12 protein-coding genes and 4 tRNA genes are annotated in these 17,575 nt (G+C 42.4%); 15 read left to right on the forward strand and 1 reads right to left on the reverse strand.

Annotated elements, in window-relative coordinates; all coding sequences use genetic code 11:
* The first annotated feature begins 431 nt into the window (after positions 1 to 431).
* Complete coding sequence (gene murB, locus AAEY97_RS19200) at positions 432 to 1,448, forward strand: UDP-N-acetylmuramate dehydrogenase (protein ID WP_351000897.1); 1,017 nt, start codon at positions 432 to 434, stop codon at positions 1,446 to 1,448.
* The gene (birA, locus tag AAEY97_RS19205) at positions 1,445 to 2,407 is read left to right on the forward strand and encodes a bifunctional biotin--[acetyl-CoA-carboxylase] ligase/biotin operon repressor BirA (protein WP_192116507.1); all 963 of its coding nucleotides are present in this window, start codon (positions 1,445 to 1,447) and stop codon (positions 2,405 to 2,407) included. Before murB ends, birA begins: the two co-directional genes overlap by 4 nt.
* A gap of 37 nt (positions 2,408 to 2,444) precedes the next feature.
* Here birA and coaA read toward each other — a convergent pair whose 3' ends face one another.
* Complete coding sequence (coaA, locus tag AAEY97_RS19210) at positions 2,445 to 3,395, reverse strand: type I pantothenate kinase (protein WP_101084798.1); 951 nt, start codon at positions 3,393 to 3,395, stop codon at positions 2,445 to 2,447.
* A gap of 223 nt (positions 3,396 to 3,618) precedes the next feature.
* Between coaA and AAEY97_RS19215 the strand changes: the two genes are divergently transcribed.
* The 13 genes from AAEY97_RS19215 to rpoC all read left to right on the forward strand — a co-directional run bounded on the left by AAEY97_RS19215 (position 3,619) and on the right by rpoC (position 17,515).
* A tRNA-Thr gene (locus AAEY97_RS19215) sits at positions 3,619 to 3,694 on the forward strand.
* A gap of 7 nt (positions 3,695 to 3,701) precedes the next feature.
* A tRNA-Tyr gene (locus AAEY97_RS19220) sits at positions 3,702 to 3,786 on the forward strand.
* 35 nt (positions 3,787 to 3,821) lie between these two features.
* Positions 3,822 to 3,895: transfer RNA gene (locus AAEY97_RS19225), tRNA-Gly, on the forward strand.
* Between the two features lie 9 nt (positions 3,896 to 3,904).
* Positions 3,905 to 3,977, forward strand: a tRNA-Ile gene (locus tag AAEY97_RS19230).
* Between the two features lie 116 nt (positions 3,978 to 4,093).
* A complete protein-coding gene (tuf, locus tag AAEY97_RS19235) occupies positions 4,094 to 5,278 on the forward strand; it encodes an elongation factor Tu (protein WP_101084799.1) in 1,185 nt (394 codons plus the stop codon).
* 267 nt (positions 5,279 to 5,545) lie between these two features.
* The gene (gene secE, locus AAEY97_RS19240) at positions 5,546 to 5,917 is read left to right on the forward strand and encodes a preprotein translocase subunit SecE (RefSeq protein WP_011635627.1); all 372 of its coding nucleotides are present in this window, start codon (positions 5,546 to 5,548) and stop codon (positions 5,915 to 5,917) included.
* Positions 5,918 to 5,927: 10 nt separating this feature from the next.
* Positions 5,928 to 6,479, forward strand: a complete 552-nt coding sequence (nusG, locus tag AAEY97_RS19245; RefSeq protein ID WP_011635628.1) for a transcription termination/antitermination protein NusG — start codon at positions 5,928 to 5,930, stop codon at positions 6,477 to 6,479.
* 129 nt (positions 6,480 to 6,608) lie between these two features.
* Positions 6,609 to 7,037, forward strand: a complete 429-nt coding sequence (rplK, locus tag AAEY97_RS19250) for a 50S ribosomal protein L11 (RefSeq protein ID WP_011635629.1) — start codon at positions 6,609 to 6,611, stop codon at positions 7,035 to 7,037.
* Between the two features lie 4 nt (positions 7,038 to 7,041).
* On the forward strand, positions 7,042 to 7,743 hold the full coding sequence (gene rplA, locus AAEY97_RS19255; protein WP_059746618.1) for a 50S ribosomal protein L1: 702 nt from the start codon (positions 7,042 to 7,044) through the stop codon (positions 7,741 to 7,743).
* 275 nt (positions 7,744 to 8,018) lie between these two features.
* Positions 8,019 to 8,519, forward strand: a complete 501-nt coding sequence (gene rplJ / locus AAEY97_RS19260) for a 50S ribosomal protein L10 (RefSeq protein WP_011635631.1) — start codon at positions 8,019 to 8,021, stop codon at positions 8,517 to 8,519.
* Between the two features lie 54 nt (positions 8,520 to 8,573).
* Complete coding sequence (gene rplL, locus AAEY97_RS19265) at positions 8,574 to 8,939, forward strand: 50S ribosomal protein L7/L12 (RefSeq protein ID WP_101084800.1); 366 nt, start codon at positions 8,574 to 8,576, stop codon at positions 8,937 to 8,939.
* Positions 8,940 to 9,174: 235 nt separating this feature from the next.
* Entirely contained in the window at positions 9,175 to 13,206 is a 4,032-nt protein-coding gene (rpoB, locus tag AAEY97_RS19270) for a DNA-directed RNA polymerase subunit beta (RefSeq protein ID WP_351000900.1), read from the forward strand.
* Between the two features lie 82 nt (positions 13,207 to 13,288).
* Positions 13,289 to 17,515 (forward strand): DNA-directed RNA polymerase subunit beta', encoded by a 4,227-nt coding sequence (rpoC, locus tag AAEY97_RS19275; protein ID WP_101084802.1) that lies wholly within the window; start codon positions 13,289 to 13,291, stop codon positions 17,513 to 17,515.
* The last annotated feature ends 60 nt before the right edge of the window (positions 17,516 to 17,575 follow it).

Below are 17,575 nucleotides of genomic sequence, written 5' to 3' on the forward strand. Positions count from 1 at the left end.
CTAACGTAACGGGCTTTTTTACGTCTGCAATTTATAGTGTAGAGTTTGTTATTGGCCAAAACATGACAGCAGTTTGTTGAATATGCCCATGCGTCCCCTTCGGGGATAAAAGAGTAGGTCATTTCCAGACGCCTAATTGACTCGAAAGAATAGTGATAAGCCAGTTACTAACGTAACGGTTTTTTTACGTCTATAATTTGTGGCCAAATTGGTCGAATCAGTCGAGCGAGGCTTGATAAAATAAGCTGGATTTTTACGTAAGCAATTAGTTCTGTATCAGTTAATTTCGACTGATGTATCTCAGAGTATGTAGCGCCACTAATCGATACAACGTTTTAGATTGTGATCTTTTTTAGCGGTAATCATGCTAATTTGTTAGCTATTCCCTGCTACAATAACAATATATTTCTGAATACGATGCCTTTCTATCTATGCCTATTTTGCTTACTTCATTAAACACATTTGGCCTTAATCAGTATTGCGACTCTTTAGTTGAAGTGACTAGCAAAGAGGAGTTAATAAAGATAAGTTTTGAGTTGTATCAACAACAGAAGAACATGCTTATTCTCGGAGGAGGCAGTAACGTCGTATTTACTGACAATTTTCAGGGAACTGTGGTTAAAGTTAGCACCAAGGGCATTACGATTAATGAAGATGATGATTTTTATTATCTCACGGTTCAAGCCGGTGAAAATTGGCATCAATTAGTTAAATATTGCTTAACTAAACATATTTATGGTTTAGAAAATATGGCTCTGATCCCTGGAACTGTCGGCGCAGCGCCAATACAAAATATCGGTGCTTATGGTGTTGAGTTTAATCGTTATTGTCACAAGATTGAATTTTTACAACTCGATACTGGTAACTTGGTACATTATAATAACGAACAATGTCACTTTGGTTATCGTGAATCCATTTTTAAACAACAACTTAAGAACTTAGTCGTTATTACTGAGGTGACCCTAAAATTGGCTAAAAAGTGGGTGCCGGTGATAAGTTATGGACCTCTTCAACACTTAGACGCTATAGATGTATCGGCACAACAAATATTTGATTGTGTTTGTATGGTTCGTCAATCTAAGCTGCCTGATCCTAAAATATTGGGTAATGTAGGAAGTTTCTTTAAGAACCCAGTTGTATCAATAGATGACTATGACTCACTTAAAAGTCGTTATGGATCCTTAGTGGGTTATCGACAGGTTGATAACCATTACAAACTTGCTGCAGGTTGGCTAATTGAACATGCTGGCTTGAAGGGCGTTAATATCGGTGGTGCAGCAGTCCATCAAGATCAAGCTTTGGTGTTAGTTAACCTAGGTTATGCAACTGGTAATGAAGTATGCCAATTAGCGAAACACATTATTCAGATGGTTTTTGATAAATTTGCGGTTACATTACAACCTGAGCCTAGGATTATTGGCTCTGTTGGGGAGATTGAAATAAAATGAATGAGCATTGGTCACGTAAACGCCAAATTTTAGCGTGTTTACATCATGAACGTTTTGTTTCTGGTGAGGTAATTGCGCAATCTTTATCGCTTACTCGCGCGGCAATTAATCAGCATATAGATGCATTAAAAGATTATGGTATCGAAATTTATAGTGTGAAAGGAAGAGGCTACAAATTAGCAAATCCAGTGTCGTTGGTAAATGAGTCTCATCTTGTTAATGGAATTGATGGCCGTTGTTTTTATTTTGATGAAACGACCAGCACTAATGCTTTTATGCTTGGACATGCCTCTGAATTAAAATCAGGGGATATTTGCATTGCTGAATATCAATCCGCTGGTCGAGGTCGAAGAGGGCGTCAGTGGTTGTCTCCTTATGCTCATCATATTTATGCTTCAATGTTTTGGCGTTTAAATAATGATATTAGTCATGCCAGTGGTTTAAGTTTAGTTGTTGGTTGTTCCATTGTTAAATCTCTAGCTGACTTTGGGGTTGAGGGGTTAGGGCTGAAATGGCCAAATGATATCTACCTTGATCATAAAAAATTGGCTGGAATTTTAGTTGAGGTTTGTAATTCATCCGCTAATAAAACAGAATTAGTCATTGGTTTTGGTATCAATATGAGTATGTCTGTAGAGCAGGGGGAGCTAATAGACCAGCCATGGAACGATCTGTCTAGTTTGGTGAATATGCCAGATAAAACGGAGCTATTAATTAAATTACATCAAACCCTTAAGGCTGATTTACAGCTGTTTGAGCAGAAAGGGTTGGGTGCATTCTTAAAACGTTGGAATGAATTTGATTTATTTATTGGCCGTGAAGTATCACTGCTAATGGCACCTAATTCAGTTAACGGTACTTGTCGAGGTATTGATGAACAAGGGGCTTTGTTGCTTGAAAACGAGCAAGGGCTTACACGTTATCTTGGCGGTGAAATTAGCCTTAGAGCAGTAATGTAGATGCCAGAAGTGAGCCTAGGAATAGGCTCATATGTTATTATTTTCTAAGTAAAACTCGGTCCATTAAATGGTTGGGGCCTTTTTGCAAAATGAGGTGGGCCCGCTCTCGTGTTGGTTGAATGTTTAATGATAAATTTGGGCCATTAATGGTATCCCAAATATTAGCAGCAATCACATTCGCCTCATCATCGGTTAAAGATGAATAGTGATGAAAAAATGAGTTTGGATCACTAAATGCACCAGTTCTAAATTGCAAAAACCGCTGTTTATACCAATCTTTTAATAACGACTCATCAGCATCGACGTAAATTGAAAAATCAACAAAATCTGATACAAATGGCCTTCTTGTGTCTATTGGGGTATCTAAACCCGTTTGCAGCACATTTAGCCCTTCTAAAATTAAAATATCAGGCTGACGGATGGCTTGATGCTCGTCGTGACATCTATCGTATGTAACATGTGAATAAAGCGGTGCAAGAATCTCTTTCTGTCCCGCTTTAACTGCCGAAATGAATTCTACCAACATTTTCATGTCGTAACTTTCAGGAAAACCTTTGCGCTGGAGTAACCCTTTACGTTTTAGGTCTGCCAAGGGATATAAAAAACCATCTGTGGTGACTAAATCAACTTTAGGATGCTCAGGCCAACGTTGCAATAACGTTTGTAATATACGCGCTGTGGTACTCTTACCAACGGCGACACTTCCAGCGATACTAATGATATAAGGGCCAGGGGAAGCTTTTTGCTCCAGAAACTTATCAAGAACAAGTCCACGCTGTTGTTTTGAGCCGACAAATAAATTCAGTAAACGGCTGAGAGGAAGGTAAATGTCAGTGACTTCGTCTAAAGACAGCTTTTCATTCATACCACGCAGGTTTTCTAATTCAGCCTGACTCAATGTGAGCGGCACTGATTTACGTAATTCAGCCCAATGCTCGCGCTGAAAAGCAAAGTAGAGTGCATCTTGTATTGAGTTAATTGGATTCATAACCATTCCTCTAGGTTGGTCAGGCACATTACACTATCGAATAAATGGCGACAATAGTTTGCTCCTCATTTGTCTTCATCGCCCATTACATTTGCTTATAAATCACACTTTCTAAGTGAAACGAGTGTAAAAAAACGTCATTTGAAACTTTTTTTTGGTTTTTTATCATTTTCCTATTGCACTCCGAGGCACATTTACCTAATATCCGAACCCGAAATGACACGCCGGCATAGCTCAGTTGGTAGAGCAACTGACTTGTAATCAGTAGGTCCCGAGTTCGACTCTTGGTGCCGGCACCATTTTTCTGGAGGGGTTCCCGAGTGGCCAAAGGGATCAGACTGTAAATCTGACGGCTCAGCCTTCGAAGGTTCGAATCCTTCTCCCTCCACCACTTTCTAGGTAGTTAGGTAGCCTAAAATAGGTTGCGCGGATGTCGTATAATGGTATTACTCCAGCCTTCCAAGCTGATAACGCGGGTTCGATTCCCGCCATCCGCTCCAAATTTGTTCGCTGATATGGCTCAGTTGGTAGAGCGCGCCCTTAATGAGGGTGAGGTCGGCAGTACGAATCTGCCTATCAACATCCCATGTCATGAATAAACTTCCTAACCCTAAATAATCGATTCGATGTCATTTTTATGCATCGGATTTTTACTATATGTGTTTTCATCACCAAGATAATTGGACTGAGGCAATACCATGGCAAAAGCTAAATTTGAACGTAAAAAGCCCCATGTAAACGTGGGCACCATCGGTCACGTTGACCATGGTAAAACAACTTTAACAGCAGCAATCTCTGCCGTTTTGTCTAAAACTTATGGTGGTGAAGTTAAAAACTTCGCTCAAATCGATAACGCTCCAGAAGAGCGTGAGCGCGGTATTACAATTAATACTTCTCACATCGAATATGACACACCAATTCGTCACTACGCACACGTAGATTGTCCAGGTCACGCGGATTATGTTAAAAACATGATTACCGGTGCTGCACAGATGGACGGCGCAATCTTAGTAGTTGCTGCTACAGACGGCCCAATGCCACAGACTCGTGAGCACATCCTGCTTTCACGTCAAGTAGGCGTACCTTTCATCATCGTATTCATGAACAAATGTGACATGGTAGATGACGAAGAATTACTAGAATTAGTAGAAATGGAAGTGCGTGAGCTTCTTTCAGAATACGACTTCCCAGGTGATGATTTACCAGTAATTCAAGGTTCAGCTCTTAAGGCACTAGAAGGCCAGCCAGAGTGGGAAGCAAAAATTCTTGAGCTTGCAGAAGCCCTAGATACTTATATTCCAGAACCAGCTCGTGACATCGATAAGCCATTCCTACTACCAATCGAAGACGTATTCTCGATCTCAGGTCGTGGTACAGTGGTAACAGGTCGTGTTGAACGTGGTATCGTTCGCGTATCAGACGAAGTTGAAATTGTTGGTGTTCGTCCAACAACTAAAACAACGTGTACTGGTGTAGAAATGTTCCGCAAGCTACTTGACGAAGGTCGTGCTGGCGAAAACTGTGGTGTGTTATTACGTGGTACTAAGCGTGATGACGTAGAACGTGGTCAAGTACTAGCTAAGCCTGGTTCAATTAACCCACACACAACTTTCGAATCAGAAGTTTACGTGTTGTCAAAAGAAGAAGGCGGACGTCATACTCCATTCTTCAAAGGCTACCGTCCACAGTTCTTCTTCCGTACAACAGACGTAACAGGCACAATTGAGTTACCAGAAGGCGTAGAAATGGTTATGCCTGGTGATAACATCAAGATGGTCGTTACTCTGATTTACCCAATCGCGATGGACGACGGTTTACGTTTCGCTATCCGTGAAGGTGGCCGTACAGTTGGTGCAGGTGTTGTAGCTAAAATTATCGCGTAATAGCGAGTTTAGTGAACACTAAAAAAGGAAGCTTAGGCTTCCTTTTTTATTTTTAGGGTGAGGTTAGTAACAAAAATCGATTTTTGATTGATTTATTGCTCTTACTTTGCCTGTATTGTTGCGAATAAAGCTGAATAAGAATACAATCTATGGCCGATTTTTGACCCTGTGCTTATGCATTTTCTGGGAAAGTTCGGAAATGCGGATTTGGTAAATATGTTGTTTACCAAGCTAAGCCCAGGTCGTAGTGAGTAACGGAATTAACCGATGACAACAAATACTGAAAACCAGAGTAATTCTTTGGATATCGTTAAGTGGGGCATAGCTGCATTGCTAATTGCTACTGCTGTTATAGGCAATCAATTTTATGCAGACGCTAATGTTGTAGCTCGTGTTGCTGGGGTAATTATTGCCTTCGCTATTGCAGGCATCATTGCACTGCAGACAAGCAAGGGTAAGCAGGCACAATCTTTTGCTAGAGAAGCCCATATTGAAGTGCGTAAAGTCGTTTGGCCAACTCGCCAAGAGGCGCTAAACACTACCTTTATAGTACTTGCAGCTACTGCAGTAATGGCATTAATCCTTTGGGGATTAGATGCTATATTGTTACGAGTAGTCAATTTAATTACTGGCGTATAGGCATCTGAAAATGACTGAAGTTACAGAAGCGAAAAAAAGATGGTATGTGATCCAAGCCTTTTCGGGCTATGAAGGCCGTGTACTTAAAACACTGCTTGAACATATCAAAATGCACAATATGGAAGAATACTTCGGTGAGATTTTAGTTCCTACCGAAGAAGTTGTTGAAATGCGTGCAGGTCAACGTCGTAAGAGTGAGCGTAAGTTTTTCCCTGGTTATGTATTAGTCCAGATGGAAATGAACGACGATAGCTGGCACTTAGTCAAAAGTATTCCACGTGTAATGGGCTTTATTGGTGGTACATCAGATCGCCCTGCACCGATTTCTGACAAGGAAGCTGACGCTATTCTTCAACGCCTTCAAGACACTGTTGAATCACCAACTCATCGTATTATGTACGAGCCAGGTGAAGTTGTCCGTGTTTGTGACGGTCCATTTGCTGACTTTAACGGTACTATTGAAGAAGTCGATTATGAAAAGAACCGTATTAAAGTTTCGGTGATGATTTTCGGTCGTTCAACACCAGTAGAATTAGATTTTAATCAAGTTGAAAAAAGCTGATTAAAATAACTACAAAATAAACATTGTTTGCGGGTGCGTATTTTTATATAATTCGCACCCGTTGTTTTCAGGGGAGCGTATTGGCATGTCGCCAACATGCGTTTGAACCCAAATTGAGGAAATGTCGACATGGCAAAGAAAATTGAAGCTTATATTAAGCTACAAGTAGCAGCTGGCGCTGCAAACCCGTCTCCACCAGTTGGACCTGCTTTAGGTCAAAAAGGTGTGAACATCATGGAATTCTGTAAAGCATTCAACGCTCGTACTGAAAAGTTCGAAAAAGGTATGCCAATTCCTGTTGTTATCACTGTATATAATGACCGTTCTTTCACTTTTGAAACTAAGACTCCACCTGCATCTTTCTTACTGCTTAAAGCAGTTGGTCTGAAATCAGGTTCTGGCCGTCCTAATACTCAAAAAGTAGGTACTATCAAGCGTAGCGCAGTTCAGGAAATTGCTGAAACTAAAGCTGCTGATATGACTGGTGCTGATATTGAAGCGATGACTCGCTCAATTGAAGGTACTGCACGTTCAATGGGTTTGGTAGTAGAGGATTAATATAATGGCAAAGCTAACTAAGCGTGCTCGCGTTATCCGCGAAAAAGTTGATGCAACAAAATTGTATGACATCAACGAAGCCGTAGTACTTTTACAAGAATTAGCGACTGCTAAATTTGTTGAGAGTGTTGACGTTGCTGTTAATCTAGGTATCGATCCTCGTAAATCAGATCAAAACGTGCGTGGTGCTACTGTACTTCCACATGGTACTGGTCGTGATGTTCGTGTTGCTGTATTCACACAAGGTGCAAACGCTGAAGCTGCTATCGCTGCTGGCGCTGAACTAGTGGGTATGGAAGATTTAGCTGAAAAAGTTAAAGCTGGCGAAATGAACTTTGACGTTGTTATCGCATCTCCAGATGCAATGCGCGTTGTTGGTATGTTAGGTCAAATCTTAGGCCCACGTGGTTTAATGCCTAACCCTAAAACTGGTACAGTAACGCCAAACGTTGCTGAAGCAGTTAAGAATGCCAAAGCGGGTCAAGTTCGTTACAGAAACGACAAAAACGGTATTATTCATACAACTATCGGTAAAGTAACTTTTACAACTGAGCAGTTGAGAGAAAACTTAGAATCGTTAGTGTCAGCACTGAAAAAGGCTAAGCCTGCAGTTGCTAAAGGCATTTACGTGAAAAAGATTAGCATCTCTACCACTATGGGTGCAGGTGTTGCTATCGACCAGAGTTCTCTGGAAGAAGCGAAGTAATATACAAAGCGCGCGTATTAGTCTATAATGCGCGCACTTTGTGGGTTGAAGCCGCTTTTATGCATTAGTTTTAACTTTTTGCATATTAGAGTCGGTTTCCGTCCAAGACCGCAGGTGTTAATAGTAAGATTAACTTAATTTCCAGCGTAGACGGTGTCAGGCCCCAGCTAAATTTTTTTACTGGAAAATCTGCACCGTAAGTAATTAAACACATAAGTGTTTAATTTGGTAAATACTAGGGAAAATTCCCTAGGTAGAATCCAGGAGTAAAGCCAATGGCATTAAGACTCGAAGACAAACAGGCAATTGTTGCTGAAGTCAACGAAGCTGCCAAAGGTGCACTTTCTGCAGTTGTTGCCGATTCACGTGGCGTAACTGTAGGTGCTATGACCGGTCTGCGTAAAGCTGCTCGCGAAAATGGTGTGTTTGTACGTGTAGTACGTAACACCCTTGCTCGTCGTGCAGTTCAAGGTACAGCTTTTGAGTGCCTAGCAGAAACGTTCACTGGCCCAACTTTAATAGCTTTCTCTAACGAGCATCCAGGTGCTGCAGCGCGTCTTTTAAAAGACTTCGCTAAGGGTCAAGCAAAATTTGAAGTTAAAGGTGCAGCTTTCGAAGGGATGTTTATCCCTGCAGCTGATATTGATCGTTTAGCGAAACTACCAACATACGAAGAAGCACTAGCTCAGTTGATGATGACTATGAAAGAAGCATCTGCTGGCAAGTTCGTTCGTACATTGGCCGCCCTTCGCGATCAAAAACAAGACGCCGCTTAATTTTAGGCTGGCAGCTTAATAAAATTGAATTCAGAACAATAGGAAATATTTCTAATGTCTATCACTAAAGACCAAATGTTAGAAGCTTTTGCAGCAATGTCTGTAATGGAAGTAGTTGAACTAATCGAAGCTATGGAAGAGAAATTCGGCGTTTCTGCTGCTGCTGCAGTAGTTTCAGGCGGCGGCGATGCTGTTGTTGCTGAAGAGCAAACAGAATTTGACGTAGTACTTACTTCATTCGGCGAAAACAAAGTAGCTGTAATTAAAGCTCTTCGTAGCGCTACAGGTTTAGGCCTGAAAGAAGCTAAGACTATGGCTGAATCTTCTCCAATCGCAGTTAAAGAAGCTGTGTCTAAAGAAGAAGCTGCAACTCTTAAAGCTGATCTAGAAGCCGCTGGTGCTTCTGTTGAAGTTAAGTAAGCTATAATTTAGCTTGCATCACCCAAGTGATTGGGTGAAGGCTGACGGTTTTTTAACCGTTGGCCTTTTTTGCGCTTTATGCGCAGGCGATTTTTTTCACCTTTTGTCGCCAGTTTTAACAGTCCCTAGCAGAGATTACTGGTTAGGTTCTTGTCAACAAGGGTGATAGGCAAACGTGCTGATTTAATTAATATTAATTTCAGTCTTGGTCACATCTCGTAAGCAGAGGAAACCCATGGTTTACTCCTATTCTGAAAAGAAGCGTATTCGCAAAGACTTTGGTAAGCGTCCAAAAGTTTTGGACATCCCTTATTTATTGTCTATCCAGTTAGACTCTTTTAAGAAGTTCACCGATCATGACCCTACGGGTGAGCGTGGCTTAGAAGCCGCATTCCGTAGCGTTTTTCCTATCAAGAGCTTTTCTGGCTATTCTGAGCTGCAATATGTCAGCTACAAGCTAGGTGAGCCAGTTTTTGATGTGAAAGAATGTCAGATCCGCGGTGTAACTTATTCGGCACCACTACGCGTTAAATTACGCATGGTGTTGTTTGACCGTGAAGCTGCTGCTGGCACTGTTAAAGACATTAAAGAGCAAGAAGTCTACATGGGTGATATTCCTATGATGACGAATAACGGTACTTTCGTTATTAACGGTACTGAGCGTGTAATCGTGTCTCAGTTACACCGTTCTCCAGGTGTGTTCTTTGATCATGACCGTGGTAAAACCCACTCTTCTGGTAAGGTGCTGTATAACGCACGTATTATTCCTTACCGTGGTTCATGGCTTGACTTTGAATTTGATCCTAAAGATGCTCTATTCGTTCGTATCGACCGTCGTCGTAAATTACCGGCAACGATCATTTTACGTGCGCTTGAATATTCTACTCAAGATATCCTCGATTTATTCTTCGAGCGTATTGAGTTTAAGATTAAAAAAGAATCATTAGTCATGGCACTTGTGCCTGATCGCCTACGTGGTGAAACTGCTGGCTATGACATTAAAGATGCTGAAGGCGCTTTATTGGTTGAAGCTGGTCGTCGCATTACTGCACGTCACATTAAGCAACTTGAAAAAACCAACACTACTGAACTAGAAGTGCCAGTAGATTATATTGTTGGTAAGTATGCTGCTCAAGACTACATCGATGAAGATACCGGTGAAGTGTTAGTGACTGCAAACAGCGAGATTACCTTAGAAGATTTAGCTAAGCTATCACTTGCTGGTATTAAGAATATTGATACATTATTTATCAATGATCTTGATCACGGTGCTTACATTGCTGACACATTACGAATTGATTCAACAACTAACCGCTTAGAAGCCCTAGTTGAAATCTATCGTATGATGCGTCCTGGTGAGCCACCAACCAAAGATGCAGCTGAAGGTTTATTCCAAAACCTATTCTTTAGTGAAGAACGTTATGACTTATCTAAAGTAGGTCGTATGAAGTTCAACCGTCGTCTTGAGATTGCTGAAGACGAAGGTAACGGTGTGTTGTCTAAAGAAGACATCGTATCTGTTATGAAGAAAATCATCGAAATCCGTAACGGTTATGATGAAGTCGACGATATTGACCACTTAGGTAACCGTCGTATTCGTAGCGTTGGTGAAATGGCTGAAAACCAGTTCCGTGTTGGTTTAGTCCGTGTTGAGCGTGCTGTTCGTGAACGTCTATCTTTAGGCGATTTAAACGAGCTTATGCCACAAGACTTAATTAACGCTAAGCCAATTTCTGCGGCAGTGAAAGAATTCTTTGGTTCTTCACAGTTGTCACAGTTTATGGATCAAAACAACCCGCTATCAGAAGTAACGCATAAGCGTCGTATTTCTGCGCTTGGCCCAGGTGGTTTGACTCGTGAGCGTGCTGGTTTCGAAGTTCGTGACGTACATCCAACTCACTACGGTCGTTTATGTCCAATTGAGACCCCTGAAGGTCCAAACATTGGTCTAATCAACTCGTTAGCAAGTTTTGCGCGTACTAACTCTTACGGCTTCTTAGAAACACCTTACCGCAAAGTGGTTGATGGTGTGATTACTGATGATGTTGAATACTTATCAGCAATCGAAGAAGGTCGTTACGTTATTGCTCAGGCTAACATCGAAGTTGATGCTGATGGCCGTATGGCAGAAGAACAAATTGCTTGTCGTCACAAAGGTGAATCTACCTTTATGCGTGCAGCTGATGTTCAGTATATGGACGTATCTCCACAACAGATTATTTCTGTTGCAGCATCATTAATTCCGTTCTTAGAACACGATGATGCTAACCGCGCATTGATGGGTGCAAACATGCAACGTCAAGCAGTACCAACTTTACGTGCTGATAAGCCGTTAGTCGGAACGGGTATTGAACGTACTCTTGCTGTTGACTCTGGTGTGGTTGTAGCTGCTAAACGTGGCGGTGTGGTTGATTATGTTGATGCTAGCCGTATCGTAGTTAAAGTAAATGAAGATGAGCTACACGCAGGTGAAGCCGGTATCGACATTTATAACCTAACTAAATATACCCGTTCAAACCAAAACACTTGTATTAACCAACGTCCTTGTTGTTCTGTTGGTGAGCCTGTGGTTCGTGGTGACGTATTGGCTGATGGTCCATCTACCGATTTAGGTGATTTGGCTCTTGGTCAGAACATGCGTATCGCGTTCATGCCTTGGAACGGTTATAACTTCGAAGATTCGATCTTAATTTCTGAGCGCGTAGCGCAAGAAGATCGTTTCACTACTATCCATATCCAAGAGCTTTCTTGTATTGCTCGTGATACTAAATTGGGTAGCGAAGAAATCACTGCTGATATTCCAAACGTAGGTGAGTCTGCTTTATCTAAATTAGATGAATCAGGTATCGTTTATATTGGTGCAGAAGTGAAGGGTGGCGACATTCTAGTGGGTAAAGTGACACCTAAGGGTGAAACACAGTTAACCCCTGAAGAGAAACTACTCCGAGCTATTTTTGGTGAAAAAGCTTCTGACGTTAAGGACAGCTCATTACGTGTTCCTAACTCAGTTAAAGGCACCATCATCGACGTACAGGTATTTACCCGTGACGGCGTTGAGAAAGACAAACGTGCGCTTGAAATTGAAGACATGCATGTTCGCCAAGCTCGTAAAGACTTAGGCGAAGAGTTCAAGATCCTTGAAGAAGGCGTATTGGGCCGTGCACGTAACTTGTTACTGTCTGTGGGTTATTCTGAAGCTAAGTTAGCTGAGATACCACGTAAAGACGTATTGATTCAAGTTATCGACGATGAAACCAAACAAACTGAATTAGAGCAGTTAGCTGAACAGCACGAAGAGCTAAAAGCTGACTTTGATAAGACATTTGAAATCAAGCGTCGTAAGATCACCCAAGGTGATGACTTGGCTCCTGGTGTATTGAAGATTGTTAAGGTTTACCTTGCAGTTAAACGTACTATCCAGCCTGGTGACAAGATGGCAGGTCGTCATGGTAACAAAGGTGTTATCTCGAAGATTTGTCCTGTTGAAGACATGCCATACGATGAAGAAGGTAACCCTGTAGACATCGTACTTAACCCATTGGGCGTACCATCGCGTATGAACATCGGTCAGGTACTTGAAGTCCACATGGGCGCAGCAGCTAAGGGTATCGGTAATAAGATTACTGCTATGCTTGAAGAGCAGCGTGAAATTGCCGAACTTCGTGGTTACATCAAGCAAGTGTACGAATTAGGTGATGACGTGCTTCAGCGCGTTGATATCGATTCGTTTACTGATGATGAAGTTGTGCGCTTGGCTACCAACCTTAAAGGTGGTATTCCAATTGCTACACCAGCATTCGACGGTGCTAAAGAGAAAGAGATCAAGCAAATGCTTGCTCTTGCAGGCTTACCTGAGTCTGGTCAGTTGACATTATGTGACGGCCGTACCGGTAACGAATTTGAGCGTAAAGTAACCGTTGGTTACATGTATATGCTTAAAATGAACCACTTAGTTGATGACAAGATGCATGCTCGTTCTACGGGTTCATACAGCTTAGTGACTCAACAACCATTGGGCGGTAAAGCTCAATTCGGTGGTCAGCGTTTCGGTGAGATGGAAGTGTGGGCACTTGAAGCATATGGTGCTGCTTATACTCTACAAGAAATGCTAACAGTTAAGTCAGATGACGTTAACGGTCGTACTCAGATGTATAAAAACATCGTCGACGGTAACCATCAGATGCAACCAGGCATGCCTGAGTCTTTCAACGTATTGTTGAAGGAAATTCGTTCACTTGGTATTAATATCGAGTTGGACCAAGAGTAAGCATCGCACTTAAGCAATGTTTGGTAACCAAGGGTGCTTTGCAGCAGCAAAGCACCTGGTTTAACTCCTTCAGGAGAGAAACGTGAAAGACTTATTAAAGTTTCTTAAACAGCAAAGTAAGACTGAAGAATTTAACGGTATAAAAATTGGTTTGGCCTCGCCAGACCTAATCCGTTCTTGGTCTTTTGGTGAAGTAAAGAAGCCAGAAACCATTAACTACCGTACATTCAAGCCTGAACGTGAAGGTTTGTTCTGTGCGCGTATCTTTGGTCCAGTTAAAGATTACGAATGTTTGTGTGGTAAATACAAGCGTTTGAAGCATCGTGGTGTTATTTGTGAAAAGTGTGGCGTAGAAGTTACCCAGACTAAAGTGCGTCGTGAGCGCATGGGTCACATTGATCTGGCTAGCCCAGTTGCCCACATTTGGTTCTTAAAATCACTTCCGTCACGTATCGGCTTAATGCTAGATATGACGTTACGTGATATTGAACGCGTACTGTATTTCGAATCATTTGTTGTGATCGAGCCTGGCATGACCACGCTTGAACGCGGCCAAATGCTAACCGAAGAAACGTATCTTGATGCGTTAGAAGAATACGGTGACGAGTTTGAAGCTAAGATGGGTGCTGAAGCAGTTCTTGAATTGCTACGTGCTATCAACTTAGCTGAACAGATCGAGCAAATGCGTGAAGAGTTGCCTTCAATTAACTCTGAAACCCGTCGCAAGAAGGTCACTAAGCGCCTTAAGCTGATGGAAGCATTCTTCACATCTGGCAACAAGCCAGAGTGGATGATCTTAAAAGTATTACCGGTTCTTCCACCTGATCTACGTCCATTAGTGCCGTTAGATGGTGGTCGTTTCGCGACATCTGATCTTAACGATCTTTATCGTCGTGTGATTAACCGTAACAACCGCTTAAAGCGTCTGTTAGATTTAGCTGCGCCTGACATTATCGTACGTAACGAAAAACGTATGTTACAAGAGTCAGTTGATGCGCTATTAGACAACGGTCGTCGCGGTCGTGCTATTACCGGTTCTAACAAGCGTCCGCTTAAATCTCTTGCTGATATGATCAAGGGTAAGCAAGGTCGTTTCCGTCAGAACTTACTTGGTAAGCGTGTTGACTATTCAGGCCGTTCGGTAATTACCGTAGGTCCTACTTTACGTCTGCATCAGTGTGGTCTTCCTAAGAAGATGGCGCTTGAGCTATTCAAACCATTCATTTACGGTAAATTAGAAGCGCGTGGTTTAGCGACTACTATTAAAGCTGCTAAGAAAATGGTTGAACGCGAACAGGCTGAAGTATGGGATGTGTTAGACGAAGTAATTCGTGAACATCCAGTAATGCTTAACCGTGCACCAACACTTCACAGACTGGGTATTCAAGCATTTGAACCTGTACTGATTGAAGGTAAAGCAATTCAATTGCATCCGTTAGTTTGTGCGGCATACAACGCCGACTTCGACGGTGACCAAATGGCGGTTCACGTACCATTAACGCTTGAAGCTCAGTTAGAAGCTCGTGCGCTAATGATGTCTACCAACAACATTTTGTCACCAGCTAACGGTGAGCCAGTAATTACTCCGTCTCAGGACGTTGTATTAGGCTTGTACTACACCAGCCGTGAATGTATTAACGGTCGCGGTGAAGGTATGGCATTCGCTGATGTGTCAGAAGTAGAAAAAGCTTACGCTACTGGTGTTGCTGAACTACATGCTCGCGTTAAAGTGCGTATTACTGAAACGAACATCGCAGAAGATGGCGAAAGAACGAAAGCAACTCGTATCATTGATACGACTGTGGGTCGTGCTCTTTTATCATTAATTTTGCCTGAAGGCTTATCGTATGATTTGGTTAACCAAAACATGGGTAAGAAACAGATTTCTAAGCTGTTGAACACTTGTTATCGTCAACTAGGTCTTAAAGATACCGTTATCTTTGCTGACCAATTGATGTATACAGGTTTCCGTTTTGCAACCATTTCTGGTGCCTCTGTTGGTATCGATGACATGGTTATTCCAGACGAGAAATACACCTTAGTAGCAGACGCTGAAGCTGAAGTACTTGAAATTCAAGAGCAGTTCCAGTCAGGTCTTGTTACTGCCGGTGAGCGTTACAACAAAGTCATCGATATCTGGGCAAGCGCGAACGAAAAAGTTTCAAAAGCGATGATGGAAAACCTGTCAACTGAGACAGTGATTAACCGTGATGGCGTACCTGAGCAACAAGCTTCGTTTAACAGCATCTATATGATGGCTGACTCGGGCGCTCGTGGTAGTGCTGCACAGATCCGTCAGTTAGCGGGTATGCGTGGTTTGATGGCTAAGCCAGATGGCTCAATCATCGAAACCCCAATTACGGCTAACTTCCGTGAAGGTCTAAACGTACTTCAGTACTTTATTTCTACTCACGGTGCGCGTAAAGGTCTTGCCGATACAGCATTGAAGACAGCTAACTCGGGTTACTTAACCCGTCGTTTAGTAGACGTTGCACAAGACTTAGTGGTTATCGAAGATGACTGTGGTGTTGAGCATGGTCTTACAATGAAACCGCTTATTGAAGGTGGTGATGTTGTTGAGCCATTGCGTGAACGTGTTCTAGGTCGTGTGGTTGCTCTTGACGTAATGAAGCCTGGTACTGATGAAGTGCTTGCTCCACGCAACACACTTCTTGATGAAGCATGGTGTAATACGTTAGAAGAACACAGTATTGATGAAGTGATTGTACGTTCTGTAATTACCTGTGACACAGACTTCGGTGTGTGTGCAGCGTGTTATGGTCGTGACTTGGCGCGTGGTCATATTATTAACCACGGTGAAGCTATTGGTGTTGTTGCAGCACAGTCTATCGGTGAGCCTGGTACACAGTTAACCATGCGTACCTTCCACATTGGTGGTGCGGCATCTCGAGCTTCTGCAGAAAACAACGTTCAAGTTAAGAACGCCGGTTCTCTGAAGTTACACAATGCTAAGCATGTCTCTAACATCGACGGTAAGCTCGTTATCGTATCGCGTTCTTCTGAGTTAGCCATCATCGATGAGCTAGGTCGTGAGAAAGAGCGTTATAAAGTGCCTTACGGTACAGTTTTAGAGAAGTTGGAAGAGAGTGAAGTTGCAGCTGGCGAAATCATCGCTAACTGGGATCCACATACTCACCCAATTATTTCTGAAGTTGCAGGTAGTGTGAAGTTCGTTGACATGATTGATGGTGTCACTATGACGCGTCAAACAGATGAGTTAACGGGTCTATCTTCTGTCGTTGTGCTCGATGTTGGTGCGCGTACTTCAGCCGGTAAAGAATTGCGTCCAGCAATTCGCTTAGTTGATGCCGATGGTAATGACTTAATGATCCCTGGTACTGAAGTACCAGCTCAATACTTCTTACCGGGTAACGCGATTGTATCGAAAGATGATAACGCGAAAATCAACGTTGGTGACCCATTAGCACGTATTCCACAAGAATCGTCTAAAACTCGCGACATCACCGGTGGTCTACCACGTGTTGCTGACCTATTCGAAGCGCGTAAACCAAAAGAGCCTGCAATTCTTGCAGAAATATCTGGAACGATCTCGTTCGGTAAGGAAACTAAGGGTAAACGTCGTCTAGTGATCACTCCTGCAGATGGTAGTGAACATTATGAAGAGATGATCCCTAAGTGGCGTAACTTGAACGTGTTCGAAGGTGAAAAAGTCGAACGTGGTGAAGTTATTGCAGACGGTCCAGAAGCGGCTCATGACATCTTGCGTCTTCGTGGTATCCACAACGTAGCAAACTACATTGTGAACGAAGTACAGGACGTTTACCGTCTACAGGGCGTTAAGATCAACGATAAGCACATCGAAGTTATCATTCGTCAAATGTTACGTAAGTGTCTAATCACTTCAACAGGCGACACTGAGTTCTTAGAAGGTGAGCAAGCAGAAGTATCACGCGTGAAGATTGCTAACCGTGAGCTAATCGCTCAAGGTAAAACACCTGCAACGTTTGAACGTGAATTACTCGGTATTACCAAAGCTTCTTTGGCAACTGAATCATTCATCTCTGCTGCATCGTTCCAGGAAACCACTCGTGTGTTAACTGAAGCGGCCGTTGGCGGTAAGAGCGATCCACTACGTGGTTTGAAAGAAAACGTAATCGTAGGTCGTTTGATCCCAGCAGGTACAGGTTATGCTTATCACAAAACCCGTAACGAAGAACGTGCTAAAGTATTAAGCTCTCGTGGCAAAGTGGAAACTACTACAGTAACCGCAAGCGAAGCTGAAAAGAACCTAGCAGATCTACTAAATCTGGCCGGTAGCCAAGATTAAGTTAGTATTTTGTTAAAAAAAGGCGCCAATGGCGCCTTTTTTATTGGAATTTGCACGAAA

The sequence above is a fragment of the Shewanella sp. TB7-MNA-CIBAN-0143 genome (genome assembly GCF_040310065.1).
Lineage (GTDB): Bacteria > Pseudomonadota > Gammaproteobacteria > Enterobacterales > Shewanellaceae > Shewanella.

Bases quoted from the DNA above. Each gene is read 5' to 3' on its own strand.
- murB (WP_351000897.1), top strand. From the start codon at position 432: ATGCCTATTTTGCTTACTTCATTAAACACATTTGGCCTTAATCAGTAT.
- birA (WP_192116507.1), top strand. From the start codon at position 1,445: ATGAATGAGCATTGGTCACGTAAACGCCAAATTTTAGCGTGTTTACAT.
- coaA (WP_101084798.1), bottom strand. From the start codon at position 3,395: ATGAATCCAATTAACTCAATACAAGATGCACTCTACTTTGCTTTTCAG.
- tuf (WP_101084799.1), top strand. From the start codon at position 4,094: ATGGCAAAAGCTAAATTTGAACGTAAAAAGCCCCATGTAAACGTGGGC.
- secE (WP_011635627.1), top strand. From the start codon at position 5,546: ATGACAACAAATACTGAAAACCAGAGTAATTCTTTGGATATCGTTAAG.
- nusG (WP_011635628.1), top strand. From the start codon at position 5,928: ATGACTGAAGTTACAGAAGCGAAAAAAAGATGGTATGTGATCCAAGCC.
- rplK (WP_011635629.1), top strand. From the start codon at position 6,609: ATGGCAAAGAAAATTGAAGCTTATATTAAGCTACAAGTAGCAGCTGGC.
- rplA (WP_059746618.1), top strand. From the start codon at position 7,042: ATGGCAAAGCTAACTAAGCGTGCTCGCGTTATCCGCGAAAAAGTTGAT.
- rplJ (WP_011635631.1), top strand. From the start codon at position 8,019: ATGGCATTAAGACTCGAAGACAAACAGGCAATTGTTGCTGAAGTCAAC.
- rplL (WP_101084800.1), top strand. From the start codon at position 8,574: ATGTCTATCACTAAAGACCAAATGTTAGAAGCTTTTGCAGCAATGTCT.
- rpoB (WP_351000900.1), top strand. From the start codon at position 9,175: ATGGTTTACTCCTATTCTGAAAAGAAGCGTATTCGCAAAGACTTTGGT.